Below are 25322 nucleotides of genomic sequence, written 5' to 3'. Positions count from 1 at the left end.
ATCCACTTCTCATTATGTATGCAACTTATGAAATCAAAATGAAATTTGCGCGACGTATCGCAAATTTTAGCCCATCACCGCCAGAATCAGCGGGAAAATAAACGGAGCCAGCAGGGAGGTGATAATCCCGCAGATCACCAGCGCCAGCGAGCTAAACGCCCCTTCCTGATAATCCAGCTCCGCGCAGCGGGCCGTGCCCAGCGCGTGCGAGGCGGTTCCCATCGACAGTCCCCGCGCCGCTTTCGTATGAATACGCATCCCGTTCAGCAGGGTGTGACCAAACACCGCGCCGAGAATACCGACGAAAATGACGCACATCGCGCTGATGGCCGGAATGCCGCCGAGGCTGCCCCCGACAGCCATCGCGATAGGCGTGGTCACCGATTTAGGCAGGATAGAGGCGGCAATCTGTGGAGAGGCTCCCATCAGCAGCGCTACCGACGTTCCGGTGATCATCGCCACCAGGCTGCCCACAAAACAGATGGTAATGATGGATTTCCAGCGGGCGCGGATCTGGTGGAGCTGCTCGTATAAAGGAAAAGCGAGCGCCACAACGGCAGGCTGCAGCAGGTCGTTTAAGATTTTACTGCCGGCAAAGTAGCGTTCGTAAGGAATGCCGGTGAGCAGCAGGAACGGAATAATCACCACCATCGCCACCAGCAGCGGGTTCAGCAGCGGCATTTTGAAACGCGCGGCAAGTTTGCGCGCGGCGAAGAACACCGCCAGGGTTAACGGCAGCGACCACCAGATATTGGCCATCATTTTTTTGTTTTCTCCCCGACCACGTTACGTTCGCCATGCACCAGATGCGAACTCCAGCTCACTACCAGGAAAACTACCAGCGTACTGACCGCGCAGGAGACCACAATCGGGCCGAACTGGGCTTTGAGCAAATCAAAATACTGCATGACCCCGACGCCAATTGGCACGAAAAGCAGCGCCATATAGCGAATGAGGACGAAGCAGCCGGGGTTGACCCATTTTGCGGGCAGGATTTGCAGCGCCAGCAAAACGAAAAGGATCAGCATGCCGATAATGCTGCCGGGAATGACGATGGGAAGCAGCGACGCGATGAAAATCCCGGCATACAGGCAGGCGTAAATCAGGACGAATGCGCGCAGATATTGCCAGATAATGTTCAATGATTTGCTCATGGTGATAGTCCTTGCTGAAACGCATTCATCATACAATTAAACCTAAAAATGTGCCACGGATCACATCATGAAATTTGAGCATACCAGACATTCCAGAATGGAACGTCCGGTATCACCTTACTGGTGCAGGCTACAGTTTAGAGGAAAGGGGTTGCGCTGGCGACGTGGCGCGCCAGAGAATGCATCAGCATCTGGCGGTCAGTTTATCGAGAAAAGAAAACAGCACCTGGTTCATTTCGCGATAATCATGCGAGCGGAGCTTTTCTGCCGTTTCGACAAAACGGTATTCACCCGCGCGACGGAGGTCGTTCTGTGAATGCTCAATCAGCAACTCTACCACCTCCGGCGTTAGTTCCATGTGGCACTGGAAACCGTAAACCCGTTCGTCGTATTGCACAATCTGGCGGGGACAGCCCTCGCTGTAAGCGAGAACCTTAGCCTGCGGCGTCAGCCCTGGCATGTCGTTATGCCAGTGACCGACGTTCAGCACGCTGCCAAAGTCCTCAAACAGCGGATTCGCCTTGCCTGCATTTGTGAGCCTGACCGGGAATTTGCCGATCTCTTTTTCCGGGCTATGACAGAACGCTGCGCCCAGCGCTTCGCCGATAAGCTGTGAGCCCAGGCAAACGCCTATCACCGTTTTACCTGCCTTTATCGCGCGGCTGATGAGTGCTTTTTCCGCCTGCGCATCAAACCAGGGGCATTCCTGCAGCGTGGTGGCGGGTGACTGCGGGCCTCCCATGATGATAAGCAGGTCTATGTGCCCCAGCGCCTCGGGTAACGGATCGCCCTGATACACTCTGGTGTAGCTCAGACTGCAGCCGCGATTTTTCCCCCAGATTTCATAGGCGCCTGGCGCCTCGAAATGTTCATGAATAATAAAATGGATGTGCATTGCGTCTCTCTCTGGTTACGTGTACAAGCAGCATCATAAGAGGAAGGGGGGAATGTGAAATGCCAACCGTTATCGATAAAACGCCAATTCACGACGATGCCATCGGATGGTCAAGAGGAGCAATCCGCTATACGCGCGGCGAAATCGATCCGCCTCACCAGCATTCGCAGGGACAGCTTTTGTTTGCCATCAAAGGGGTCATGCTGGTCGAAACCGGCAGCAAGCGCTGGGTCATACCGCCGCAGCGCGCGCTGTGGGTCCCTCCCTTCCAGGAGCATACCTACCGCGTGTTATCCACAACGGAGCTGCGCGCTGTCTGGTTTAGCCCGGCGCTGATAGCGCAATGCGAGCCCTTTAAGCGGAAAGACGAGGTTCACGTGATTATGGCAACCGCGTTGTTCAAAGAGCTGATTGCCGGGCTGTTCAGCGCGGAATACCGGCCAGCCATCCAGCGCAGCATGGCCGTTTTGCTGCTCGATATCCTCAGTGAAGCTCAGCAAATCTCGGCCGAATTACCGATGCCCGTGGATGAGCGCTTACATCGCGTTGCCTGTGACATCATTGCCAACAATCTCTGGGATCTTTCTCTGGAAAGGCTGGCGGAACGGGCCGCGATGTCTGAACGCACATTTTCACGCGCGTTTATCAAAGATACCGGCTTTAGCTTCCGGGCCTGGCGACAGCGTGCAAGGATTTGTGCCTCGCTGGATCTGCTCGCAAACGGATACCCAGTAAAGCAGGTGGCCTGGATGCTGGGGTTTTCCGGCCAGGCGGCATTTGCGGCGGCATTTCGCGCCATTGTTGGGGCAACGCCGGGTGACTTTCTGCCTGAACAGAAGCGCTTCCCAGCGGTATAGAGAGCGGCTACTATAGCGCGTCTTTTTTCACAGGTACTGCTATGCGTGTTTTACTGGCCCCAATGGAAGGCGTGCTCGACTCCCTCGTGCGCGAGCTTCTGACCGAGGTGAATGATTACGATCTCTGCGTGACGGAGTTCCTGCGCGTGGTCGATATGCTGTTGCCGGTAAAATCCTTCTACCGTCTGTGCCCTGAGCTGCACAACCAGAGCCGGACCTCTTCCGGCACGCTGGTGCGTATTCAGCTGCTCGGCCAGTATCCGGAATGGCTGGCGGAAAACGCCGCCCGGGCGGTTGAGCTGGGCTCTTACGGGGTGGATCTCAACTGCGGCTGTCCGTCGAAGCTGGTGAACGGCAGCGGCGGCGGGGCGACGTTGCTGAAAGATCCTGAGCTGATTTACCGCGGCGCGAAGGCCATGCGCGAGGCGGTACCCGCGCATTTGCCGGTGACGGTTAAGGTGCGCCTGGGATGGGACAGCGACGCGCGGCAGTTCGAGATCGCCGATGCGGTGCAGCAGGCCGGAGCCACCGAGCTGGTGGTGCATGGCCGTACCAAAGAAGATGGCTACAAAGCCGATCGCATAAACTGGCAGGCGATCGGTGAGATCCGCAAACGCCTCACCATTCCGGTGATCGCCAACGGCGAAATCTGGGACTACGAGAGCGCGCAAACCTGTCTGCAGGCCACCGGCTGCGACGCGGTAATGATCGGCCGCGGCGCGCTGAACGTGCCTAACCTCAGCCGGGTGGTGAAATATAACGAACCGCGGATGCCGTGGGCAGACGTCGTCACGCTGCTGCAAAAATACAGCCGTCTGGAAAAGCAGGGCGACACCGGTTTGTATCACGTCGCGCGAATTAAGCAGTGGCTGAGTTATTTACGCAAAGAGTACGATGAAGCGCTGGGGTTATTTCAGGAGATTCGTACTTTACAGACGTCGGCTGATATTGCCCGGGTGATTCAGTCAAAATAATAAGCGTTAAATTGCTCACACTTTTTTAAAGCAGAAAACAGTTCAGGTTTTCAACGTGGCGCGACGGTGTTAAGGTGCCACTGTTTTCAACGCAGGATTGTTACTGGTTAACAGGCAAAACCTAAGCGTTTCACGGCATTTTCGCTGTGGAGCGCTTAGGTTTTTTTTTGCCTGTCGTTTACGCAGGAGAGACATTTGGCTTAGCGCTATTTACGGGTTTTTAAAAAATGAAATATCGACAGGAAATAGAAAAATTTCCTGCGGCCGGTTACGCACTCAATACTCAATCACAGGTTGTTATTATGGCATATAAAAATAAACTCTATGCGCTCGCCTTATTGGCGATATCCCCGCTGTCGATGGCGCAAGACTGGAACGGAACGGTATTAGGGTTTGAATCTCCGCCGGAGCCTGTTCTCGGCGAAATGCTCGGCATACGTAAAATCCTTAGCGATAACGGTTTTACCTACAACCTCGGATACCTGAATGAAATTGGCTGGAACGGCGGCGGTGGCTATAACCACGACTCCCACGTAGCCTATATTGACCAGTTCGCGCTGACCTTCAACCAGGATCTGGAGCGCTGGACCGGTATCCCGGACGCGCGTATCGAGGGGAACATCGTCAACCGCAACCACAATGACGACCTCACCACCAAACGCGTGCAGGACCCGCGCGTCAACTTTAACGATTTGACCCAGGAGAGCTGGGGCGGGCAGTCGATTACCCGTCTGGGCTGGCTGACCTTTGCCCGCAGCTTTGACGACCGGCGTCTGACCTGGCGCATCGGAATGATGAACAAGGTGCAAACCTTCGATCAAATTATCCCCTGTGATTTCCAGCTGCTGTCCCAGTGCGGCGGTAAGTCAGCCAACTCGCTCACCTGGAACAACTGGAACGTGCACACCTGGGGCACCACGCTTGCCTATAAATTAACGCCGACGCTGACCCTGAAGGGCGGCGTGATGGAGCAAAATCCGCAGGCATCCAGCCGCAGCCACGCGTGGAGCTGGTCGACGAAGGGAAGCAAAGGGGTCTTACTGCCGGTTGAAATCGAAGCGCGTCCGCTGATTAACGGTCTGCCGGGCGCTTACAACCTGGGCGTGGTGTTTACCAACGCGCCGCAAACCGATCTTTATCGCGGTAAATCGGGTGGGGCGGGGGCGACGGACCCGGACGGATTCGATACGCACAGCCGGACATGGTTTATGTACGCCGGGCTGAACCAGCAGCTTACGCAGCACCAGGATGACCCGAATCGCGGGTTGAGCACCTCGTTCAGCATGAGCCTTGCGGATCAGAGCACTAACTACATGCACCAGGTTTACGCCGCCTCGCTGCGCTACCGCGGGCTGTTTGATGCGCGACCGGAAGACTGGATTGGCTTTGGCTTAACCTGGATTGATATGAGCAGCCAGTACGCCCGCAACCAGCGTTACCTGAACAGCGTGAGCGGCGTAAGCGATTATAACAATCCGGCATATCACCCGGTGCCGGGCCATTCCCTGAACGGCGAGTTTTACTACCGTTTTCGTCCGGTGTCATGGCTTGAGCTGCAGCCGGGCATTCAGTACTGGCACCATCCCGGCGGGGTCAGTCGCACCCAGGATGCCTGGGTCACCGAGCTGAAAACGGTGGTGAGCTTCTGATATCTCCGCAGCAAGTTCGATCCGCGTCACGTTTCTGACGCGTGAGGCATTGAGGCTACGAATGAAACTGATAGAGTGCCAGAACTGGATTGTTACTGCTTAGGCAGGCAAAACCTGATTTTCTGGCATCTGCCGGAGGTCAGGTTTTTTTGTTTCTGGGGTTCAGATGAAAATCGCCAAGATACTCAATAATAACGTGGTGGTTGTTCAGGATGAGCGCGGGCGCGAACAGGTGGTGATGGGCCGTGGGCTGGCCTTTCAGAAGCGCGTCGGTGAAGCGCTGGATACCGCGTTGGTTGAAAAGGTGTTTGCGTTACAAAGCGATGAACTGGTGCGTCGGCTTGGGGAGCTGCTGAGTCAAATTCCGCTGGAGGTGATGACCACCTGCGACCGCATCATCGGGCTGGCGGCGCAGCGGCTGGGCAAGCTGCAGGAGAGTTTGTATATCACCCTCACCGATCACTGCTACTTTGCGATTGAGCGGCAGAAGAAAGGGCTGGCCATCAAAAACGTGCTGCTGTGGGATATTAAGCGGCTGTATCCGAAGGAGTTCGAGTTAGGGCAGGAGGCACGGGCCATTATCGCCAGACGCCTGAACGTCGAACTGGAGGAGGATGAGGCCGGATTTATCGCGCTGCATCTGGTCACCGCGCAGCTGAACAGCGAAATGCCGGAGGTGATGCACGTGACGCGGGTGATGCAGGAGATCCTGCAGCTGGTGAAGTATCAGCTCCAGCTTGAGTATGACGAAGAGTCGCTCAGCTATCAGCGTTTTGTCACCCACCTGAAGTTTTTTGCCCAGCGGATGCTCACCCGCACGGTGGTGGAAGATGATGATGTCTCGCTGCATACGGCAGTAAAAGACAACTACGCGAAAGCGTGGAAATGCGCCGAGAAAATCGCGCAGCACCTGAACAAAAGCTATCAGCGTGAGCTGACAACCGAAGAAATTATGTTCCTCGCCATTCATATCGAGCGGGTGAGAAAAGAGGGGCGTTAAGCCTCAAAACAGGATTGTTACTGCATCACGCAGGCAAAACCTGAGCGCGGCCTTCGTCAGAAGGCCGTTCTCGGGTTTTTTTATTTTTTGTACTCAGTCAACAGGTGCCTGCGGGCATCGGATGTAAGGAAATCGAGATGGAATACCAGGCTTTAGCGAAGGATATTCTCGGCCACGTTGGCGGAAAAGAGAACATCGTCAGTCTTGTGCACTGCGCGACCCGGCTTCGCTTCAAACTGAAAGAGAATCAACGGGCGGATGCAGAAGGGCTGAAGAAAAATCCGGGCGTAATCATGGTGGTCGAAAGCGGCGGCCAGTTTCAGGTGGTGATTGGCAACCACGTTCACGACGTCTGGCAGGCTGTCCGTAATGAAGCAGGCCTTACGGATGACGCCCCTGCTGTGGAAGAGAAGGGTGAAAAGGGGAACCTGCTGGGCCGTCTGATTGACATTGTCTCCGGGATCTTTACCCCGTTTATCGGCATTCTGGCCGCGTCCGGTATTCTGAAAGGGCTGCTGGCGCTGGCCGTGGTGTGCGGCTGGCTCAGCACCGAAAGCGGCACCTATAAAATCTGGTTCGCCGCCAGCGATGCGCTGTTCTTCTTCTTCCCGCTGGTGCTGGGCTATACCGCCGGGAAAAAGTTCGGCGGCAACCCGTTCATTACCATGGTGATCGGCGGGGCGCTCACCCATCCGATGATGATTGCGGCGTTTAATGCCAGCCAGCAGCCGGGGGCGGTTTCCGAGGCGTTTCTCGGCATCCCGGTGACCTGGTTTAACTACAGCTCGTCGGTGATCCCGATCATTCTCGCCGCGTGGGTCAGCTGCTGGCTGGAAAAGCAGAGCACCAGGCTGCTGCCTTCCTCGATGAAAAACTTCTTCGCGCCGCTGATCTGTCTGGTCGTGACCGTGCCGCTGACTTTCCTCGTTATCGGGCCGCTGGCGACCTGGCTGAGCCAGATGTTGGCGAATGGCTATCAGACTATTTACGTTCTGGCACCGTGGCTGGCGGGCGCGGCGATGGGCGCGCTGTGGCAGGTCTGCGTCATCTTCGGCCTGCACTGGGGGCTGGTGCCGCTGATGATCAATAACCTGGCGGTGCTGGGGCATGACTCCATGCTGCCCATGCTTTTGCCTGCAGTGTTCGGCCAGGTGGGAGCGGCGCTGGGGATCTTCCTCCGTACCCGCGATGCGCGTCAGAAAATGCTGGCCGGTTCATCCGTGACGGCAGGTATTTTCGGTATTACCGAACCCGCAGTGTATGGCGTAAACCTGCCGCTGCGCCGTCCGTTTATTTTTGGCTGCGTGGCAGGCGCTATCGGCGGGGCTATTGTCGGCTTCAGTGACACCCACGTTTACTCTTTCGGCTTCGCCAATATCTTTACTATTGCCCAGATGATTCCGCCGGGCGGCGTGGACGCTACGCTGTGGGGCGGCATTATCGGTACGGTGGTGGCGCTGGTGCTGAGCTGCGGCCTGACGCTGGCGGCGGGCATGCCAGCACGCTCAGCGCCCGAGGCGGTTGCGCCAGCGGGTGTAAACGATGTGCTGGCACCGATGACCGGTACCGTTCTTGCGCTCGACCAGGTGCCGGATACCACGTTTGCCAGCGGCCTGCTGGGCAGTGGTGCCGCGATTATTCCCTCCGATAACAAAGTGATTGCCCCGTTTGCCGGCGTGGTGGCCTCGCTGTTTCAGACCAAACACGCCATCGGCCTGCTCAGCAACGGCGGAATAGAAGTGTTGATCCACGTGGGGATCGACACCGTGAAGCTCGACGGCAAGCCGTTTACCGCCCACGTGAAGGTGGGCGACAAGGTACAGCCCGGCGATCTGCTGCTGGAGTTTGACCGACAGGCGATTATCGATGCCGGATACGACCTGGCGACACCGATCATTATCAGCAACAGCGATGAGTATCGTGACGTGGTGACCGTGGCGGCAACGTCCGTCAGTGCCGGTGCGCCGTTACTCAGCGTAAGCCATTAATAACAGGAGAATGTGATGAAAACTTTCCCGGACGATTTTTTATGGGGCGGCGCGGTTGCCGCGAATCAGGTAGAAGGCGCGTATCTGGATGATGGCAAAGGGCTGTCCACCTCAGACGTTCAGCCGCAGGGGGTCTTCGGCCCGGTGGTTGAGCGCGTGGCGGGCGACAGCGGCATCAAGGACGTCGCCATCGACTTCTATCACCGCTACCCGGAAGACATCAGGCTCTTTGCCGAAATGGGCTTTAGCTGCCTGCGCGTCTCCATTGCCTGGACGCGTATCTTCCCGAACGGTGACGAGCAGCAGCCTAACGAAGCGGGGCTGGCGTTTTACGACCGGCTGTTTGACGAGCTGGCCGCGCACAACATTACCCCGCTGGTGACGCTGTCGCATTACGAAATGCCGTGGGGGCTGGTGAAACAGTACGGCGGCTGGGGCAGCCGCCAGACCATTGGGTTCTTCGAGCGCTACGCCCGTACCGTGTTTACGCGCTACAGGGAGAAGGTGAAGCTGTGGCTGACCTTCAACGAGATCAATATGTCTCTGCACGCGCCGATGACCGGCGTGGGCCTGCCGGAAACCAGCAGCAAAGGGGAGGTGTACCAGGCGATCCACCACCAGCTGGTGGCCAGCGCGCTGGCGGTGAAGGCCTGCCACGAGATTATTCCGGATGCCAGAATCGGCAACATGCTGCTGGGCGGTCTGATGTATCCGCTGACCTGCAAGCCGGAAGATGTTCTGGAGACGCTGCAGGAAAACCGCGCGTGGCAATTCTTTGGCGACGTGCAGTGTCGCGGCGCCTACCCGGGCTATATGCAGCGTTTCTTCCGCGACAACGGTATTCAGCTAGAGGTAACGGATGCCGACCGCGAGGCGCTGAAATCGACCGTCGATTTTATCTCGTTCAGCTACTACATGACGGGCTGCGTCACCGCGGACGAGGCGCTCAACCAGCAGGCGCGCGGCAACATCCTGAGCATGGTGCCAAACCCGCATCTGGCAAGTTCCGAATGGGGCTGGCAGATTGACCCCATCGGCCTGCGTACCCTGTTAAACGTGCTCTGGGATCGCTATCAGAAGCCGTTGTTTATCGTGGAGAATGGCCTCGGGGCGAAGGATAAACCGGATGCGGACGGCGTGGTGCAGGATGACTATCGCATTAGCTACCTCAACGACCACCTGGTGCAGGTGCGAGAGGCGATTGACGACGGCGTGGAGGTGATGGGATATACCAGCTGGGGGCCAATCGACCTGGTAAGCGCGTCTAAAGCTGAACTTTCTAAGCGCTACGGCTTTATTTACGTCGATCGCGATGACAGCGGAAAAGGCTCCCTGGCGCGCAGCCGTAAGAAAAGTTTCTACTGGTATAAAGAGGTTATTGCCACGAAAGGCGCTTCGCTGAAAGACTGATATCAACGCCGTTGCCCGGCTCAGAGCCGGGCAAATGAATCAGAAAATCATCTTGAAAACGCCGGTAACCACTAAGAGCCCTATCAGAAATATAATCAAAATAACCCACAGTAATATTTTCATTTCTTTCTCCCGCTCATGTATGTCCTGAATAAGTGTAGCAGCGTATTTATATTTGACGTGAATGTATTGAATTTAATCATTCTCTATGGGAATAAATTTCCGGGTATTAAGATGTATGACAATTTGCGGATTGCCACGCGTTACTAAAAAAATGAACAACATCGAGCGTAACGTGCGCCTTTATTTTTTGAGTGTATGGCGTCATGAAACGTTCTCTTATTTTATCTCTGAGCGCACCCTTCTTTTTTATTCTGGCTGCCTGCGCGCCTGAACATGCCACGGTGTCTCCCATTAAAAAGCAAACCACGGCGGCGTCGGTTAATACGGTTCTGAATCATCAGGACTGGCCGAAAAATGAGTGGTGGAAAGCGTATAACGATCCCCAGCTTAACGGGCTTATTGCGAAAGCATTAAGCGATGCGCCGGATATGCAGATTGCCCGTCAGCGCATTACGCTTGCGGAAGCCCAGGCCAAAGCCGTAATGGCGGCAGACGGTCCGCAGATTGATTTTTCCGCCGATGCGGAGCGCCAGAAAATGTCCGCCGAAGGGCTGATGGGTCCCTTTGCCCTTACCGACCCGGCTGCAGGCACCACCGGGCCGTGGTACACCAACGGCACCTTTGGCCTGACCGCAGGTTGGGATCTCGATCTGTGGGGAAAAAATCGCGCCCTGGTCGAGGCCCGGATTGGCAAAGTGAATGCGCAAAAAGCGGAGCTGGAGCAGACCCGGCAGCTGCTGGCCAGCAGCGTGGCGCGGCTCTACTGGGAGTGGCAAACGCAGGCCGCCGCAGGGGAGGTACTCGCGCAGATCAAACATGAGCAGGACAACATTATAGGCGCCGATCGCGAACTGTATCAGCACGGCATCACCTCCTCCGTGGAGGGTGTGGAAACCGATATCAACGCCAACAAAACCGAAGAGCAGCTGGCAGAAGTCAACGGGAAGATGAAAGCCGTCGAGGCGCGTCTGGTCGCGCTGACGAATTCTTCCTCCGTAACGCTTACGCGCCATGCGCTGCCGACGGTAGACGCTTCGTTACCGTCGACGCTCGGCTATGAACTGCTGGCACGCCGTCCGGATCTACAGGAGGCGCACTGGTATATCGAAGCCTCCATGAGCGAGGTGGAGGCCGCCAGAGCGGCTTTCTATCCTGACGTGAACCTGATGGCGTTCCTGCAGCAGGATGCCCTCCATCTGAGCGATCTGTTTCGCTCTTCAGCGCAGCAGATGGGCGTGACCGCCGGATTGACGCTGCCGATTTTTGACAGCGGCAGGCTGAACGCCAGCCTTGATATCGCCCAGGCGCAGAATAATCTCTCGGTAGCCAACTACAACAAAGCGGTGGTTGAGGCTGTCAATCAGGTGGCACGCACGGCCAGTGAAGTCGAAACGCTGACGGCGAAGAACCGCCATCAGCAGGAGGTCGAAAAAGATGCGGCGCGGGTTGTAGCGCTGGCGCAGGCGCGTTTCAGCGCGGGGATCGTTGCGGGCTCCCGGGTCAGCGAAGCCAGAATTCCGGCACTGAAAGAACGTCTTGAAGGCGTCATGCTGAAAGGCCAGTATCTCGACGCCACGCTGCAGCTGACGTCGGCGCTGGGCGGTGGCTATCATCATGGCTAAAAAAGGCCATTATCTATACTTACCTCTTTGTAGTTTTTCAGGAGGTGAGTATGACCAGAGTAGCGATTGTTACCGCATCGGATTCCGGAATTGGGAAAACCACGGCCCTGATGCTGGCCGAGCGCGGGTTTGATATTGGCGTCACCTGGCACTCGGATGAAAAAGGGGCGCTGGAAACCTGCCGCGAAGTCGAAGCGCAGGGGCAGCGCGCGGAGGCTATCCATCTTGATTTAAGCACGCTGCCGGAAGGCGCTGAGGCCATTGAAACGCTGATTGCGCGTTTTGGTCGGCTGGACGTGCTGGTCAATAATGCAGGGGCGATGACCAAAGCGCCGTTTCTCGAGATGCCGTTTGACGACTGGCGGAACATTTTCACCGTCGACGTGGACGGCGCGTTTCTCTGTTCACAAATTGCCGCAAGGCAGATGGTGAAGCAGGGGAAAGGGGGGCGGATTGTGAACATCACCTCGGTACATGAGCACACGCCCCTGCCGGAGGCCAGCGCCTACACGGCGGCGAAACACGCGCTCGGCGGGTTAACCAAATCCATGGCGATGGAGCTGGTTAAGCACAATATTCTGGTGAACGCCGTCGCGCCGGGTGCCATTGCCACGCCGATGAATGATATGGACGACAGCGCAGTGAAGGAAGGTTCAATGCCGGAAATCCCGCTGGCAAGGCCGGGCCACACGAAAGAGATTGCCAGCCTGGTGGCGTGGCTGTGCGACAGCGACGCCAGCTATACAACAGGGCAATCGTTTATCGTCGACGGGGGCTTTATGCTGGCGAACCCGCAGTTTAAGCCGGGGGGATAGTAACCTTTCTCCCTCTCCCTTGAGGGAGAGGGCTGGGGTGAGGGGGAACATACGACTGTAGTGGTCATTCCGTTCACTTTATGTTCTTTGCTACTCTGTAACAGCATGACCTGTGAACGTGCCAGGGCGGCTCAATCGCCGCCGCCCTGGCGACCCGGGCTCCCGGCGGTAAATCGCCGCTTCGCGGTACCCTCAGCTTATTCCTTCGGGCTATCGGGTCGGGCATGAGCCTGCATCCCTGCAGGCCACGCCCTCTCGGCGCATCCCTGCGCCTCGCCCCGGCCCTACGGAAACGCCTCGGCGATTTACAGCCGGACCAGGGCGTCGCTGTAAGCCATTAATTTTCCTGAAGCAGTGTTCATCGCTTCAGGTAAAAAAATTACTGGGGAACCCTCAGCCCTGTGGGTGAGGGCATCAGGCTGAACCAGGCTACTCATCATCCCGCCTCTTTTCCCGGTGCTTCAGCCACAGTCGAACCGCAATCACCGCCACGACCACCAGAATCAACCACGCCCAGTGCTTCAGATGCTGGTCGAGATTATGCAGCCAGGGCGCAATCACTTCGCCCCCTACATAACCGAGAGTCGTAAAGATCAGCGCCCAGGCAATCGCGCCCACAATGTTGAGCGGCAGAAAAATTTTGGGCGGCAGATGGCTGGCGCCAATCAGTATCGGCCCGATAATGCGAAAGCCATACATAAAGCGCGTGCCGATGACGAACAGATAGGGATGACGTTGAATGAGCCGCTGAGCGCGGAGGATTTTCTTCTGATGCTTTGCGAAACGCTTAAGCAGCGTTGGCCCGAAGCGCAGCCCGAGAAAGTAGAGCAGCTGATCGCCTATCATCCCGCCCAGCGCGACCGCGGCGACGACCAGCGGGAATTTCAGTAACCCCTGATGCGCGGCGACGCCCCCTAACAGCGTGATGGTTTCACCTTCTGCCACGCTACCGATGACCAGCGCGGCATATCCATATTGCTCAATGAGTGCGTTAATATCCATTACGTAACTGTTATCTCCCTCTGCGTGCCTCGTTTAATCATATACCCCATGAATCAACAGCGGGGAAATCAACGGAAATTTCCCACTGTACATAAAATAATCTAAAGCCTGCATTATACTTAAGGTATCGCTGACGGGCCGACAACAAGGGGGCGCTATGAACCATGTCTGGGGACTTTTCTCCCATCCCGATCGTGAAATGCATGTCATTAAAAGTGAGAACGAAACGGTCTCGCATCATTACACGCACCACGTGCTGCTGATGGCTGCGGTACCGGTAATATGCGCTTTTATCGGAACGACACAAATCGGCTGGAACTTCGGTGATGGCACCGTGGTTCAGCTTTCCTGGTTTACCGGACTCTATCTGGCCATCGTCTTTTATGGCCTGATGCTGGCGGGTGTGGCGGTCATGGGGCGGGTCATTCACTGGATGGCGCGTAACTATCCGCAGCGTCCATCGCTGGCGCATTGTATGGTCTTTGCCGGATATGTCGCGACCCCGCTGTTCTTAAGCGGTATTGTTGCGCTCTATCCACTGGTCTGGCTGTGCGCGCTGATCGGTACCATTGCCCTCTTTTACACCGGTTATCTGCTGTATCTGGGGATCCCAACCTTCCTGAATATCAATAAAGAAGAGGGCCTGAGCTTCTCCAGCTCAACGCTCGCCATCGGGGTGCTGGTGCTGGAGGCGCTACTGGCGCTGACGGTGATTCTCTGGGGTTATGGATACCGTCTCTTCTAAACGCACTGCATTGCTGGCGTAAATGCCAGCAATGCAGCATCTGTTCACGATTATCCTCTGGCGACAACGCCCGCTGACGGCTATGATGCCGAAGCCAGCCTGAGTTTATCCGTCGACCCAGGCGGTGTACGTCATAACGTGCGTGAATAATTATCAGAAGTCTCACCATGCTGAAATTCCGAGTCTCTTTACTTAGCCTGGCGCTGTTGCTGGGTGCGTCCGCTGCCGTGCCGGCCGTCGCTAAAACGCCTGCGGTGGTTGCCGCAGCCGCTCAGCCGCAAATTGCTTCCGGCAGCGCGATGATTGTCGATCTCAACACCAATAAGGTGATTTACGCCAGCCATCCGGATCTGGTGCGACCGATCGCCTCTATTACCAAATTAATGACCGCGATGGTGGTGCTTGATGCCCATCTGCCGCTGGACGAAAAGCTGAAAGTGGATATTAGCCACACGCCGGAGATGAAGGGGATCTACTCTCGCGTGCGGCTGAACAGTGAGATCAGCCGTAAAAATATGCTGCTGCTGGCGCTGATGTCGTCTGAAAACCGCGCGGCGGCGAGCCTGGCGCACCACTATCCGGGAGGCTACGACGCCTTTATCCGCGCAATGAACGCCAAAGCCAAAGCGCTGGGGATGAACAATACGCACTACGTTGAACCGACGGGGCTGTCGATCAACAACGTCTCCACGGCGCGCGACCTGACGAAACTGCTGATTGCCAGCAAACAGTATCCGCTGATTGGTCAGCTCAGCACTACCCGTGAAGAGATGGCGACCTTTGCGAATCCGGCCTATACGCTGCCGTTCCGCAATACTAACCATCTGGTTTACCGCGATAACTGGAATATTCAGCTAACCAAAACCGGCTTTACCAACGCGGCAGGACACTGTCTGGTGATGCGCACGGTGTTTAACGGTAAGCCGGTGGCGCTGGTGGTGATGGATGCGTTCGGCAAATACACGCACTTTGCGGATGCGAGCCGCCTGCGTACCTGGATTGAGACCGGGAAAGTGCAGCCTGTACCGGCCGCGGCATTGACGTATAAAAAGCAGAAAGCCGAGCAGATGGCGACGGCGCAGAACGATTAGGTAAAAGCAAAACGGTAACGCATGTTACCGTTTTTTATGTTTTCTCCCTCTCCCTGTGGGAGAGGGCCGGGGTGAGGGCACCAGACCGCACTGCGTTTATTCCGGCAGCGTCCAGTCACCGTCGTTGAGCGGGCGCTGCATAATCACCGTATCCCGCCAGTCGCCTTTCTTATAGCCCACGCTGCGCAGCTGACCGACAATCACGAAGCCATGTTTTTTATGCAGGCGTAACGAACCGGCGTTGTTATTACCATCTCCCACTACGGCAATCATCTGCCGCCACGGCCCTTGCTCGCAGCGTTCAATCAGCGCATCCATCAGTGCCGAACCAAAACCGCGCCCGGTGATGCTGGCATCCACGTAAATCGACTCTTCCAGGGTATAGCGGTAGGCGTGTCGCGGTCGGTAAGGGGTGGCGTAGCAGTAGCCCACCACTATGCCGCGATACAGCGCGATAAGCCACGGTAAACCGCTCTCTGCTACGCTTTTCATACGCTGACGCATTTCATCGACGGTGGGGGGGACTTCTTCAAATGACGCGCGCCCGTGAAGCACATGCCAGGCGTAGATCGCAGCAATGGCATGCACATCATCGGGAAGGGCATCGCGCACTTCCAGTTCGGTCTCGGATAAAACATCAATAGCCGACATGATGTGCCTGCTCCTCGTTATCGAATGCCGGAGAAACGTTCCTCCGGCGTCAGACGGTTACTCTATTACGATTAAGGAGCGCTAAACAATCTCTCAAATTTGGCTGTAGGAATTAATCAGACGCTTGCGTTATGCGCTGCTCCGCGTCTGTGCTCTCTTTCCAGTATTTCTTCCGCGTTGTTTTACCGATGCCGGGATTCATGCTGTTTGTAGGGTCATTCTCGCGATAAAACTGCTTAAGTGCGTCAGGGGCTTTATAAAGATGCCCGACGTTGTGTTCCGCAGGATATTGTGCGCCGCGTTCACGCAGCAGGGCGAGCATCTGCTCCTTCAGTTCGTGCGCATCGACCCCTTTTTTGACGATATAGTCCTGATGGAAGACGTAACACATAAAGTGGCCGTAATAGAGCTTGTGCACCAGCTTGCTGTCGATTTCCGGCGGGAGGTGCTCAAACCACTCGGTGTCGTTACGGCGCAGGGCGATATCCAGCGCCAGAATATCTTCCACCTCTTCGGAATGCACCGCCTGGTAACGAATGGCGGCTCCTGCGGCGGCAAAGCGGTGCAGGAAGGCTTTGCTGCCTTCTTCAGGCGTACAGGCAAAGAAATCCCCTTCGGCGGATTTGAAGAATTCGGTCAGCCAGCTCTGCGCTTCAGCGATCCCGTCTCCGGCCATTTTCAGCAGCAGGTGGTGTTCATACTTGTCGCGCCAGGTTTTCATCCTCTCCGGCAGATGCGCCGGGAAAACGTTGCCCAGCTTCTGCATAAAGCGGTCGGTGAAGTGGGGCTTGAACAGCGACACTTTCTCCAGCATCGCGTCGGTACGGCCCTTCATGGTGAAGAAGAACGGCATTTTGTCGGTGCCGAGCTTGTCGATCATCAGGAATGTGTCTTTGCCGTAACGCTCGGCGATGTCGTAAATGTCCCGGTGCATGTACTCGCCCGCCACCGGCAGATGGGTGAATTCGCCCAGAATATGACGACGGATCTCTGTCAGAACCTCAGGCTGGTTGGTGCCGATATAAAATACCTGCTGCTTTTTCTCTGCCGGGAAGGTATCCAGACGCACGGCGAAAACGGCCAGCTTGCCCGCGCAGCCGGAGGATTCAAACAGGCGGTCCGGGTCGGCGTTGTAGCGCGCCGGCGTATCGGCGTCGATATCCCGCACGCGGGTCACATAGTCGTGATCGTGCGCATGACGACCATCGTGCTGCACGTCTTCGTCCTTCACGCGATCGTCGTCGAGCTTGCTGAGGATCTGTTCCGGCGTTACGCCGAGGTCGATGCCCAGATGGTTCACCAGCGTCAGCTTGCCGTTTTCGTCAATTCGGGCAAACAGCGACATCTCGGTGTAGGCCGGGCCGCGCTGCACCAGCGAGCCGCCGGAGTTATTGCAGATCCCACCGACCACCGAGGCGCCAATGCAGGAGGAGCCAATCACCGAATGCGGCTCACGACCCAGCGGCTTAAGGGCTTTTTCGAGGGAGTAAAGCGTGGTGCCGGGGAACGCAAGCACCTGCTCACCCTTATCCAGCAGGTGCAGCTTGTCGAGGCGCAGGGTACTGATAATCACGATGTCACGATCGTAATCATTGCCGTTCGGCGTGGAGCCTTCGGTCAGGCCGGTATTGGCCGCCTGCATTAAAATAATCTTGTCGGCGGCGACGCAGGCGCTCAGCACGCGCCACAGCTCCAGCAGCGTGCCGGGGAAAACCACCGCCAGCGCCTCGCCCTGACCGGAGCGGAAGCCCTTGCGGTAGCGGGCGGTTTTAGCCGGGTCGGTAAGCAGGTGAGAGGAGCCAACCAGGCGCGACAGTTCGTTAATAAATGTTTTGTTATCGTCAGTTCGAACAGAAGACATCTTCCACTCCTTGTGGTGGGGCAAATTTCTCGCTGTAAAGCATAGCGCGATTAACTGTTAAGCGGTCGAGTATTCACGAGAAAAATCAGAGAATAACCCTGCAACGTTCAGAGGGTTTGTGGCACACTGCGCTTTTCGCACGGTATGGCCGAGATCGTCCGGCGGTTATTGATGAGAGAGTAAAACGACATGAAATGGCTATGTTCTGTAGGTGTCGCCGTCAGCCTGGCGCTGCAACCTGCGCTGGCAGAGGATTTGTTTGGCAATCACCCGCTCACGCCTGAAGCGCGGGATGCGTTTGTCACGGAATTGCTCAAGAAAATGACGGTCGATGAGAAAATCGGCCAGCTGCGTCTGATCAGCGTCGGCCCGGATAACCCGAAAGAGGCCATCCGCGAGATGATCAAAGACGGGCAGGTGGGGGCCATCTTTAATACCGTCACCCGCCAGGATATCCGCAAGATGCAGGACCAGGTGATGGATCTCAGCCGCCTGAAAATTCCGCTGTTCTTTGCCTATGACGTGGTGCACGGCCAGCGTACCGTCTTCCCCATCAGCCTCGGCTTAGCGTCTTCCTTTAACCTCGACGCGGTGAAAACCGTCGGGCGCGTGTCGGCTTATGAAGCGGCGGACGACGGCCTGAACATGACCTGGGCGCCGATGGTGGACGTCTCGCGCGATCCGCGCTGGGGCCGCGGCTCGGAAGGCTTTGGTGAAGATACGTATTTAACCTCCACGATGGGTAAAACCATGGTGGAAGCGATGCAGGGCAAAAGCCCGGCGGACCGCTACTCGGTGATGACCAGCGTCAAACACTTTGCGGCCTACGGCGCGGTGGAGGGCGGTAAAGAGTACAACACCGTCGACATGAGCCCGCAGCGCCTGTTCAACGACTATATGCCGCCGTACAAGGCTGGTCTGGACGCGGGCAGCGGCGCGGTGATGGTGGCGCTGAACTCGCTGAACGGCACGCCTGCAACCTCTGATTCCTGGCTGCTGAAAGACGTGCTGCGCGACCAGTGGGGCTTTAAGGGCATCACCGTATCCGACCACGGCGCGATTAAAGAGCTGATCAAACACGGCACCGCCTCCGACCCGGAAGACGCGGTGCGCGTCGCGCTCAAGTCCGGCATCAACATGAGCATGAGTGACGAGTATTACAGCAAATACCTGCCGGGGCTGGTGAAGAGCGGCAAGGTGACGATGGCGGAGCTGGACGATGCCGCGCGCCACGTTCTGAACGTGAAATACGACATGGGGCTGTTTAACGATCCGTACAGCCACCTGGGTCCGAAAGACTCTGACCCGGCAGATACCAACGCCGAAAGCCGCCTGCACCGCAAAGAAGCACGTGACGTGGCGCGCGAAAGCCTGGTGCTGCTGAAAAACCGCCTCGACACGCTGCCGCTGAAAAAATCCGGCACTATTGCCGTGGTAGGCCCGCTGGCCGACAGCAAGCGCGACGTGATGGGCAGCTGGTCCGCCGCAGGCGTAGCCGACCAGTCCGTGACCGTGCTGACCGGTATCAAGAGTGCCGTCGGTGAAAATGCCAAAGTGGTTTACGCCAAAGGGGCGAACGTCACCAACGATAAAGACATCGTGACCTTCCTCAACCAGTACGAGGAAGCGGTCAAGGTCGATCCGCGCACGCCGAAGGAGATGATTGACGAGGCGGTGAACGCCGCGAAGCAGTCTGACGTCGTTGTCGCGGTCGTGGGGGAAGCGCAGGGTATGGCGCACGAAGCCTCCAGCCGTACCGATATCACCATTCCACAGAGCCAGCGCGATTTGATCGCCGCCCTGAAAGCGACCGGCAAGCCGCTGGTGCTGGTGCTGATGAACGGTCGTCCGCTGGCGCTGGTGAAAGAAGACCAGCAGGCTGACGCCATTCTGGAAACCTGGTTCGCCGGTACCGAAGGCGGTAACGCCATCGCCGACGTGCTGTTTGGCGATTACAACCCGTCGGGCAAGCTGCCGATGTCCTTCCCGCGCTCCGTCGGGCAGATCCCGGTTTACTACAGCCACCTGAATACCGGTCGCCCGTACAACGCCGACAAGCCGAACAAGTACACGTCTCGTTACTTCGACGAAGCTAACGGCCCGCTGTATCCGTTTGGTTACGGCCTGAGCTACACCACCTTCAAGGTCTCTGACGTCAAAATGTCGTCGCCGAGCCTGAAGCGTGACGGCAAAGTTACCGCCAGCGTTGAGGTGACCAACACCGGCAAGCGCGAAGGGGCAACGGTGATTCAGATGTACGTTCAGGATGTCACCGCGTCGATGAGCCGTCCTGTGAAACAGCTGCGCGGCTTTGAGAAGGTCAACCTGAAGCCGGGCGAAACCCAAACCATCAGCTTCCCGATCGACGTGGATGCGCTGAAGTTCTGGAACCAGCAGATGAAATATGACGCGGAACCGGGCAAGTTTAACGTCTTTATCGGCGTGGACTCCGCCCGCGTGAATAAAGGCGAGTTCGAGCTGCTGTAACCTTTCCCTCCTTTGCCTCCCCCCGTCCTGCGGGGGAGGCGTCTTACCTTATGCTAAAAAGGCATTTTGACGGTTAATTCCGCCGTTTTAAGCTACGCTTTTCTCTCAAGCCTCTGAAAAAGGCAGCAAAAAAATGAGGATAGCGGAATGACGATTGCAAAGGGGATGTTGGGATCTGCGGTGTTACTGGCGGCGCTGAGCCTGCCGTTACAGGCGGCGGAGCCGGTAAAGGTGGGCTCAAAGATCGATACTGAAGGCGCGCTGCTCGGCAATATTATTTTGCAGGTGCTGGAAAGCCACGGCGTGAAAACCGTCAATAAAGTTCAGCTCGGCACCACGCCCGTCGTGCGCGGCGCGATTACCTCCGGCGAGCTGGATATCTACCCGGAATACACCGGCAACGGCGCGTTCTTCTTCAAACAAGAAAACGATCCGGCCTGGAAAAACGCCAAAGCCGGGTATGAGAAAGTCAAAAAACTCGACGCGGAACAGAACAAGCTGGTCTGGCTGACCCCGGCGCCGGCCAACAATACCTGGACTATCGCCGTGCGCAAGGACGTGGCGGAGAAAGGGAAGCTGACTACACTGGCGGATCTCAGCCGCTACCTGAAAGAGAAGGGCGACTTTAAGCTGGCGGCGTCCGCGGAGTTTATCGAGCGTCCTGACGCGCTGCCGGCGTTTGAAAAAGCCTACGACTTCAAGCTCGATCAGGCGCAGCTGCTCTCGCTGGCGGGGGGTGATACCGCGGTAACCATCAAAGCGGCGGCACAGCAAACCTCCGGCGTTAACGCGGCAATGGCCTACGGCACCGACGGCCCGGTGGCGGCTCTCGGCCTGCAAACCCTGACCGATCCTAAAGGCGTACAGCCGATTTACGCGCCGACCCCGGTGGTGCGCGAGGCGGTGCTGAAAGCCTATCCGGATATTGCAGAATGGCTCAAACCGGTCTTCGAAAAGCTGGATGAAAAAACGCTGCAGCAGTTGAATGCCAGCATTGCCGTCGAGGGACTGGATGCCAAAAAAGTGGCCGCCGACTTCCTGAAGCAACAAGGGCTTGTGAAGTAACGGGAAAAGGCTGTGCCAATAAAATGTCATAACCGCGTCCTGCTGCTGCTGGCCTGCGTGGCCATCGCGGCGGTCGCGTTACCGTTTGTCAACGTTGCCCCAAACCGCCTGATGTCGGGGGAGGGCAAAGCGCTCTGGCAGGTCTGGTCGTTCACGCCGGTGTGGCTTGTGGCGTCTCCTGGCGCGTGGGTTATCCTGTCGCTCTGGCAGGGACGCCCGGCGCAGTGGCTGACGCTGCTCCTCTCCGAAGGGCTGTTTATCATCCTGTTCTGGAGTGCCGGGCTGGCGGCGACGCATATGGCCTCGGCGGAAAGTCCGCTGGCGAGAACCACGGTGGGCAGCGGTCTGTGGCTGTGGCTGGCGCTCTGTCTGCTGGCCTGCAGCGATGCCATTCGTCGACTCATCGCCAGCGCCGTCTGGCGCTGGGTGCTCAATGCGCAGATATGGTGTATTCCTTTACTCCTGCTGTTCAGCGGGGAACTGAACAATCTCTCGCTGCTAAAAGAGTACGCCAACCGTCAGGAGGTGTTTGATGATGCCCTGGCGCAACACCTGACGATCCTTTTCGGCACGCTGATCCCGGCTCTGCTGATCGGGATACCGCTCGGCATGTGGTGCTATCGCCATCCTTCACGCCAGGGGGGGATCTTTGCCGTGCTCAACGTGATCCAGACCATTCCTTCCGTTGCGCTGTTTGGCCTGCTGATTGCGCCGCTGGCCGGGCTGGTGAAGTCATTTCCTGTGCTGGGAACGCTCGGTATTGCCGGAACGGGGTTAACGCCCGCCCTAATCGCGCTGGTGCTGTATGCCCTGCTGCCGCTGGTGCGCGGCGTGGTTGCGGGCTTAGGTCAGGTCGCACCTGACGTGCTGGAAAGCGCCCATGCGATGGGCATGAGCGCCCGGCAGTGTTTCTGGAAAATTCAGCTCCCGCTGGCGCTGCCCCTGCTGCTGCGCAGCCTGCGGGTGGTGGCGGTACAGACCGTCGGCATGGCGGTGATTGCGGCGCTGATTGGCGCGGGCGGCTTTGGCGCGCTGGTGTTTCAGGGGCTGCTGAGCAGTGCCCTGGATCTGGTGTTATTGGGCGTGGTGCCCACGATTGCGCTGGCGGTGGTCGTCGACGCACTGTTTGCCTTATGGCTCGCGCTGCTCGGGAGAAGAGCCAATGATTGAATTTCATGATGTCAGTAAAACCTTTGCCGGTCGCCCCGCGGCGAGCCACCTGAACCTGAACTTTGCCGAGGGGGCGTTTTCCGTGCTGATAGGCACCTCGGGGTCGGGCAAGTCTACCACGCTGAAGATGATCAACCGGCTGGTTGAGCATGACAGCGGGCTGATTCGCTTTGCCGGGGAGGAGATCCGCAGCCTGCCGGTGCTGGAGCTGCGTCGGCGGATGGGCTATGCCATTCAGTCTATCGGCCTGTTTCCGCACTGGACGGTGGCGCAGAACATCGCCACCGTGCTGCAGCTGGAAAAATGGTCGCGGGCGAAAATCGCCGAGCGTGTTGATGAGCTGATGTCGCTGCTGGGGCTCGAGCCCGCGCTGCGCGATCGCTATCCGCATCAGCTTTCCGGCGGGCAGCAGCAGCGCGTGGGCGTGGCGCGCGCGCTGGCGGCCAACCCGCAGGTGTTGCTGATGGACGAACCCTTTGGCGCGTTGGATCCGGTTACGCGCGGGGCGCTGCAGGCGGAGATGACCCGCATTCACCGCATTCTCGGACGCACGATCGTACTCGTGACGCACGATATTGATGAAGCCCTGCGCCTGGCCGACCATCTGGTGCTGATGGATCATGGCGAAGTGGTGCAGCAGGGCTCGCCGCTTGAGCTGTTAACCTGGCCGAAGAACGACTTTGTGCGCGAGTTTTTTGGCCGCAGCGAGTTGGGCGTCAGGCTGCTCTCACTGCGAACGGTCAGCGACTATATGCGTCGGGATGCGGTGTCGGTGAGCGGCGAACCGCTGCAGGCGCAGATGAGCCTGCGGGATGCGCTCTCCGCGTTTGTCGCACGCCAGTGCGAGGTATTGCCCGTTTCGGATGCCCGGGGCGCGCCGTGCGGAACCTTACACTTTCGCGATCTGCTGGCCGGGGAGGTGACGCGTGAAGGCACTGCGTGATCCGCTCCTCTGGCTGATAGCGCTCTTTGTCGCCTTACTGTTTTTGATGCCCCACAGCGCGGCGCTGTTTAACAGCCTCTTTCCCGGGCTGCCGCGGCCGGTGTATCAGCAGGAGAGCTTTATTAATCTCGCCCTGGCGCATCTCTGGCTGGTGGCGCTCTCCAGTGCCATCGCGGTTGTGCTGGGCGTGGGGGCGGGCATCGCGGTGACGCGGCCTGCGGGCCGGGAGTTTCGCCCGCTGGTGGAGACGATTGCGGCTATCGGACAGACGTTTCCCCCCGTGGCGGTGCTGGCGATAGCGGTTCCGGTTATGGGCTTTGGTCAGCAGCCGGCGATCATTGCGCTGATTTTATACGGCGTATTGCCGGTGCTGCAGGGCACGCTGGCGGGCCTCGCGGCGGTACCGGCGTCGGTGCTGAGCGTGGCTGAAGGGATGGGAATGAGTCGTTTCCAGCGGCTGCGCAAGGTTGAACTGCCGCTTGCGGCACCGGTAATCATTGCCGGGATCCGCACCTCGGTAATCATTAACATCGGGACGGCGACCATTGCGTCTACGGTCGGTGCCAATACGCTGGGAACGCCGATCGTTATCGGCTTAAGCGGGTTTAATACGGCTTATATTGTGCAGGGAGCGGTGCTGGTCGCGCTGGCGGCAATCGTCGTCGATCGCCTTTTTGAGCGGCTGGCGCTGTATCTCAGCCGACACCGCCGCGAACAATAAACGAGTATCCTGCCAACATCACGCCGCCGATACCGCTCACGGCCATCAGGATAAAAAGGGTAATAATGGCCAGTTTGGTTGCCTTCATCATGTGCTCCTGTTGTTAACGGAACAATTATACGGTGAAGCGCAGCTGTTAATGAACCATTAAATGCCGTTATGGCTCATCCGGGCCAAGGGAATAAACCGGGTAACCATTCTCTCGCCATTCCGTCAGCAGCTGTTGCTGCGTGGCGGACGGCACTTCGCCACACCAGACCAGCAGGGTCTGGCCGTCGAAAAACTCAGGTCTGAGCTGCGCCAGCGAGTGCGCCAGGACATCCACGCGCCAGCCCTTCTGGGTCGCAATCCACGCTTCCAGCCACAGGCGGGTGGTATCGTGTACGTTCCAGCCGACTACCAGCGCATCTTTTCCGGCTTTGTTCTTCGCCGAGGCAAGGCAGACGGCAATGTAGTTGATCAGCACCCCGTCGAGCATGCTGAGCAGCGCCTGCAGGGTAGACTGCTGGCACTGCAGGCGTCGACGGAGCGGAATGAAAAGATGGGAGATCAGCGTCTGTGCCGGGTAATCGCGGCCTTGCTCTTTTATCCATGCGCGCAGGCGCTGAAGATTGCCCGCCTGCAGGAGCCGCAGCAGGGTTTCCTGCTGTTCGCGCCAGAGATGCTGCGTATCCGGGTCGTCGTGGCTCAGAAGGGACTTCACTTTGCCAACCTGCACCCCGTTGTCGATCCAGCTTTTAATTTCGCGAATGCGGTCGATATCGGCTTCATTGAAAAGGCGATGCCCACCGTCGGTCCTCTGCGGTTTGAGTAATCCATACCGTCGCTGCCACGCCCGTAGGGTAACGGGATTGATATCACAAAGGAGTGCCACTTCACCTATCGTGTAAAGCGCCATATTCGCCCCCTGGCTTACGCGTCCCCAGCTTAACTGTAGACTCACTTTGGCGAACCAGGAAGGATTGTTTGATTTTTGAACAAACAATGCGAAGCATGCGCGATATTCAGAAAAAGGTGTGATAACGGACACGATTTTGCGCTTTTTTGGGATGCTTCAAAGAAAGTAAACCCGCATCAGTGTATGTTACGCGTTTTTAGC

General features: G+C 57.5%; 22 protein-coding genes and 1 pseudogene. 15 read left to right on the top strand and 8 right to left on the bottom strand.

Annotated features, from left to right (window positions below):
* Window positions 1–66: 66 nt before the first annotated feature.
* From V1587_RS17480 to V1587_RS17470, 3 genes are all read right to left on the bottom strand, one after another.
* Window positions 67–762 carry a CidB/LrgB family autolysis modulator gene (locus tag V1587_RS17480; protein WP_029740398.1) on the bottom strand — a complete coding sequence of 232 codons (696 nt, stop codon included), beginning with the start codon at window positions 760–762 and terminating at the stop codon, window positions 67–69.
* Window positions 759–1154: a CidA/LrgA family protein gene (locus V1587_RS17475; protein WP_023312463.1), complete on the bottom strand. Its 396-nt coding sequence runs from the start codon at window positions 1152–1154 to the stop codon at window positions 759–761. The genes V1587_RS17480 and V1587_RS17475 overlap by 4 nt, the downstream gene beginning before the upstream one ends.
* 184 nt (window positions 1155–1338) lie before the next feature.
* On the bottom strand, window positions 1339–2049 hold the full coding sequence (locus tag V1587_RS17470; protein WP_371897286.1) for a type 1 glutamine amidotransferase: 711 nt from the start codon (window positions 2047–2049) through the stop codon (window positions 1339–1341).
* A 59-nt stretch (window positions 2050–2108) separates the two neighbouring features.
* Between V1587_RS17470 and V1587_RS17465 the strand changes: the two genes are divergently transcribed.
* The 8 genes and pseudogenes from V1587_RS17465 to V1587_RS17430 all read left to right on the top strand — a co-directional run bounded on the left by V1587_RS17465 (window position 2109) and on the right by V1587_RS17430 (window position 12487).
* Window positions 2109–2906 (top strand): helix-turn-helix domain-containing protein, encoded by a 798-nt coding sequence (locus V1587_RS17465; RefSeq protein ID WP_371897285.1) that lies wholly within the window; start codon window positions 2109–2111, stop codon window positions 2904–2906.
* 41 nt (window positions 2907–2947) lie between these two features.
* A complete protein-coding gene (dusC, locus tag V1587_RS17460) occupies window positions 2948–3880 on the top strand; it encodes a tRNA dihydrouridine(16) synthase DusC (protein WP_371897284.1) in 933 nt (310 codons plus the stop codon).
* Window positions 3881–4239: 359 nt separating this feature from the next.
* Window positions 4240–5529, top strand: coding sequence for a carbohydrate porin (locus tag V1587_RS17455; RefSeq protein WP_371897472.1), 1290 nt, complete (start codon window positions 4240–4242; stop codon window positions 5527–5529).
* Window positions 5530–5695: 166 nt separating this feature from the next.
* Entirely contained in the window at window positions 5696–6529 is an 834-nt protein-coding gene (gene licT, locus V1587_RS17450; RefSeq protein ID WP_023336336.1) for a BglG family transcription antiterminator LicT, read from the top strand.
* Window positions 6530–6553: 24 nt separating this feature from the next.
* Window positions 6554–8517 (top strand): annotated as a pseudogene (bglF, locus tag V1587_RS17445) (PTS beta-glucoside transporter subunit IIABC).
* A 15-nt stretch (window positions 8518–8532) separates the two neighbouring features.
* Window positions 8533–9927, top strand: a complete 1395-nt coding sequence (locus V1587_RS17440; protein ID WP_371897283.1) for a glycoside hydrolase family 1 protein — start codon at window positions 8533–8535, stop codon at window positions 9925–9927.
* A gap of 326 nt (window positions 9928–10253) precedes the next feature.
* Window positions 10254–11672, top strand: coding sequence for a multidrug resistance outer membrane protein MdtQ (mdtQ, locus tag V1587_RS17435; RefSeq protein ID WP_395314435.1), 1419 nt, complete (start codon window positions 10254–10256; stop codon window positions 11670–11672).
* Window positions 11673–11722: 50 nt separating this feature from the next.
* Window positions 11723–12487, top strand: a complete 765-nt coding sequence (locus tag V1587_RS17430) for an SDR family oxidoreductase (RefSeq protein ID WP_371897281.1) — start codon at window positions 11723–11725, stop codon at window positions 12485–12487.
* Window positions 12488–12916: 429 nt separating this feature from the next.
* Here the strand turns inward: V1587_RS17430 and V1587_RS17425 are convergent, their stop codons facing one another.
* Entirely contained in the window at window positions 12917–13489 is a 573-nt protein-coding gene (locus tag V1587_RS17425) for a DedA family protein (protein WP_371897280.1), read from the bottom strand.
* A gap of 157 nt (window positions 13490–13646) precedes the next feature.
* On the opposite strand from V1587_RS17425, the gene V1587_RS17420 reads away from it, so the two are divergent.
* Window positions 13647–14234, top strand: a complete 588-nt coding sequence (locus V1587_RS17420; RefSeq protein WP_371897279.1) for a Yip1 family protein — start codon at window positions 13647–13649, stop codon at window positions 14232–14234.
* A 167-nt stretch (window positions 14235–14401) separates the two neighbouring features.
* Window positions 14402–15325: a D-alanyl-D-alanine endopeptidase gene (pbpG, locus tag V1587_RS17415; protein WP_371897278.1), complete on the top strand. Its 924-nt coding sequence runs from the start codon at window positions 14402–14404 to the stop codon at window positions 15323–15325.
* Window positions 15326–15421: 96 nt separating this feature from the next.
* Here pbpG and V1587_RS17410 read toward each other — a convergent pair whose 3' ends face one another.
* Together V1587_RS17410 and dld are read right to left on the bottom strand one after the other, a co-directional pair.
* Complete coding sequence (locus V1587_RS17410) at window positions 15422–15976, bottom strand: N-acetyltransferase family protein (RefSeq protein ID WP_371897277.1); 555 nt, start codon at window positions 15974–15976, stop codon at window positions 15422–15424.
* 112 nt (window positions 15977–16088) lie between these two features.
* Window positions 16089–17837, bottom strand: coding sequence for a D-lactate dehydrogenase (gene dld, locus V1587_RS17405; protein ID WP_371897276.1), 1749 nt, complete (start codon window positions 17835–17837; stop codon window positions 16089–16091).
* 189 nt (window positions 17838–18026) lie between these two features.
* Here dld and bglX point away from each other — a divergent pair, with 189 nt between their 5' ends.
* The 5 genes from bglX (at window position 18027) to V1587_RS17380 (ending at window position 24223) form a co-directional block, all read left to right on the top strand.
* The gene (bglX, locus tag V1587_RS17400; protein ID WP_371897275.1) at window positions 18027–20324 is read left to right on the top strand and encodes a beta-glucosidase BglX; all 2298 of its coding nucleotides are present in this window, start codon (window positions 18027–18029) and stop codon (window positions 20322–20324) included.
* A 147-nt stretch (window positions 20325–20471) separates the two neighbouring features.
* Window positions 20472–21389 carry an ABC transporter substrate-binding protein gene (locus V1587_RS17395; RefSeq protein ID WP_395314434.1) on the top strand — a complete coding sequence of 306 codons (918 nt, stop codon included), beginning with the start codon at window positions 20472–20474 and terminating at the stop codon, window positions 21387–21389.
* Between the two features lie 12 nt (window positions 21390–21401).
* Window positions 21402–22559 carry an ABC transporter permease gene (locus tag V1587_RS17390; protein ID WP_371897273.1) on the top strand — a complete coding sequence of 386 codons (1158 nt, stop codon included), beginning with the start codon at window positions 21402–21404 and terminating at the stop codon, window positions 22557–22559.
* Complete coding sequence (locus V1587_RS17385; protein WP_371897272.1) at window positions 22552–23502, top strand: ABC transporter ATP-binding protein; 951 nt, start codon at window positions 22552–22554, stop codon at window positions 23500–23502. The genes V1587_RS17390 and V1587_RS17385 overlap by 8 nt, the downstream gene beginning before the upstream one ends.
* A complete protein-coding gene (locus tag V1587_RS17380) occupies window positions 23486–24223 on the top strand; it encodes an ABC transporter permease (RefSeq protein WP_371897271.1) in 738 nt (245 codons plus the stop codon). The genes V1587_RS17385 and V1587_RS17380 overlap by 17 nt, the downstream gene beginning before the upstream one ends.
* On the opposite strand, the gene V1587_RS17375 is transcribed toward V1587_RS17380, so the two are convergent.
* Together V1587_RS17375 and mlrA are read right to left on the bottom strand one after the other, a co-directional pair.
* The gene (locus tag V1587_RS17375) at window positions 24198–24311 is read right to left on the bottom strand and encodes a protein YohO (RefSeq protein WP_202781890.1); all 114 of its coding nucleotides are present in this window, start codon (window positions 24309–24311) and stop codon (window positions 24198–24200) included. The genes V1587_RS17380 and V1587_RS17375 overlap by 26 nt on opposite strands.
* A gap of 69 nt (window positions 24312–24380) precedes the next feature.
* Window positions 24381–25121 (bottom strand): HTH-type transcriptional regulator MlrA, encoded by a 741-nt coding sequence (gene mlrA / locus V1587_RS17370; RefSeq protein ID WP_048224086.1) that lies wholly within the window; start codon window positions 25119–25121, stop codon window positions 24381–24383.
* Window positions 25122–25322 lie beyond the last annotated feature (201 nt).

The organism is Enterobacter sp. ECC-249 (assembly GCF_043965265.1).
Taxonomy (GTDB): domain Bacteria; phylum Pseudomonadota; class Gammaproteobacteria; order Enterobacterales; family Enterobacteriaceae; genus Enterobacter; species Enterobacter quasiroggenkampii.
The sequence above is the reverse complement of the archived record's forward strand: the minus strand, read 5'-3'. Positions and strand labels throughout refer to the sequence as shown.

Excerpts from the sequence above, each read along its gene's own strand:
- dld (WP_371897276.1), bottom strand. The coding sequence starts at position 17,837 with ATGTCTTCTGTTCGAACTGACGATAACAAAACATTTATTAACGAACTG.
- V1587_RS17385 (WP_371897272.1), top strand. The coding sequence starts at position 22,552 with ATGATTGAATTTCATGATGTCAGTAAAACCTTTGCCGGTCGCCCCGCG.
- V1587_RS17430 (WP_371897281.1), top strand. The coding sequence starts at position 11,723 with ATGACCAGAGTAGCGATTGTTACCGCATCGGATTCCGGAATTGGGAAA.
- V1587_RS17455 (WP_371897472.1), top strand. The coding sequence starts at position 4,240 with ATGGCGCAAGACTGGAACGGAACGGTATTAGGGTTTGAATCTCCGCCG.
- V1587_RS17420 (WP_371897279.1), top strand. The coding sequence starts at position 13,647 with ATGAACCATGTCTGGGGACTTTTCTCCCATCCCGATCGTGAAATGCAT.
- mdtQ (WP_395314435.1), top strand. The coding sequence starts at position 10,254 with ATGAAACGTTCTCTTATTTTATCTCTGAGCGCACCCTTCTTTTTTATT.
- licT (WP_023336336.1), top strand. The coding sequence starts at position 5,696 with ATGAAAATCGCCAAGATACTCAATAATAACGTGGTGGTTGTTCAGGAT.
- V1587_RS17440 (WP_371897283.1), top strand. The coding sequence starts at position 8,533 with ATGAAAACTTTCCCGGACGATTTTTTATGGGGCGGCGCGGTTGCCGCG.
- pbpG (WP_371897278.1), top strand. The coding sequence starts at position 14,402 with ATGCTGAAATTCCGAGTCTCTTTACTTAGCCTGGCGCTGTTGCTGGGT.
- mlrA (WP_048224086.1), bottom strand. The coding sequence starts at position 25,121 with ATGGCGCTTTACACGATAGGTGAAGTGGCACTCCTTTGTGATATCAAT.
- V1587_RS17480 (WP_029740398.1), bottom strand. The coding sequence starts at position 762 with ATGATGGCCAATATCTGGTGGTCGCTGCCGTTAACCCTGGCGGTGTTC.
- V1587_RS17395 (WP_395314434.1), top strand. The coding sequence starts at position 20,472 with ATGACGATTGCAAAGGGGATGTTGGGATCTGCGGTGTTACTGGCGGCG.
- bglX (WP_371897275.1), top strand. The coding sequence starts at position 18,027 with ATGAAATGGCTATGTTCTGTAGGTGTCGCCGTCAGCCTGGCGCTGCAA.
- V1587_RS17470 (WP_371897286.1), bottom strand. The coding sequence starts at position 2,049 with ATGCACATCCATTTTATTATTCATGAACATTTCGAGGCGCCAGGCGCC.
- V1587_RS17375 (WP_202781890.1), bottom strand. The coding sequence starts at position 24,311 with ATGAAGGCAACCAAACTGGCCATTATTACCCTTTTTATCCTGATGGCC.
- V1587_RS17475 (WP_023312463.1), bottom strand. The coding sequence starts at position 1,154 with ATGAGCAAATCATTGAACATTATCTGGCAATATCTGCGCGCATTCGTC.
- V1587_RS17425 (WP_371897280.1), bottom strand. The coding sequence starts at position 13,489 with ATGGATATTAACGCACTCATTGAGCAATATGGATATGCCGCGCTGGTC.
- dusC (WP_371897284.1), top strand. The coding sequence starts at position 2,948 with ATGCGTGTTTTACTGGCCCCAATGGAAGGCGTGCTCGACTCCCTCGTG.
- V1587_RS17465 (WP_371897285.1), top strand. The coding sequence starts at position 2,109 with ATGCCAACCGTTATCGATAAAACGCCAATTCACGACGATGCCATCGGA.
- V1587_RS17410 (WP_371897277.1), bottom strand. The coding sequence starts at position 15,976 with ATGTCGGCTATTGATGTTTTATCCGAGACCGAACTGGAAGTGCGCGAT.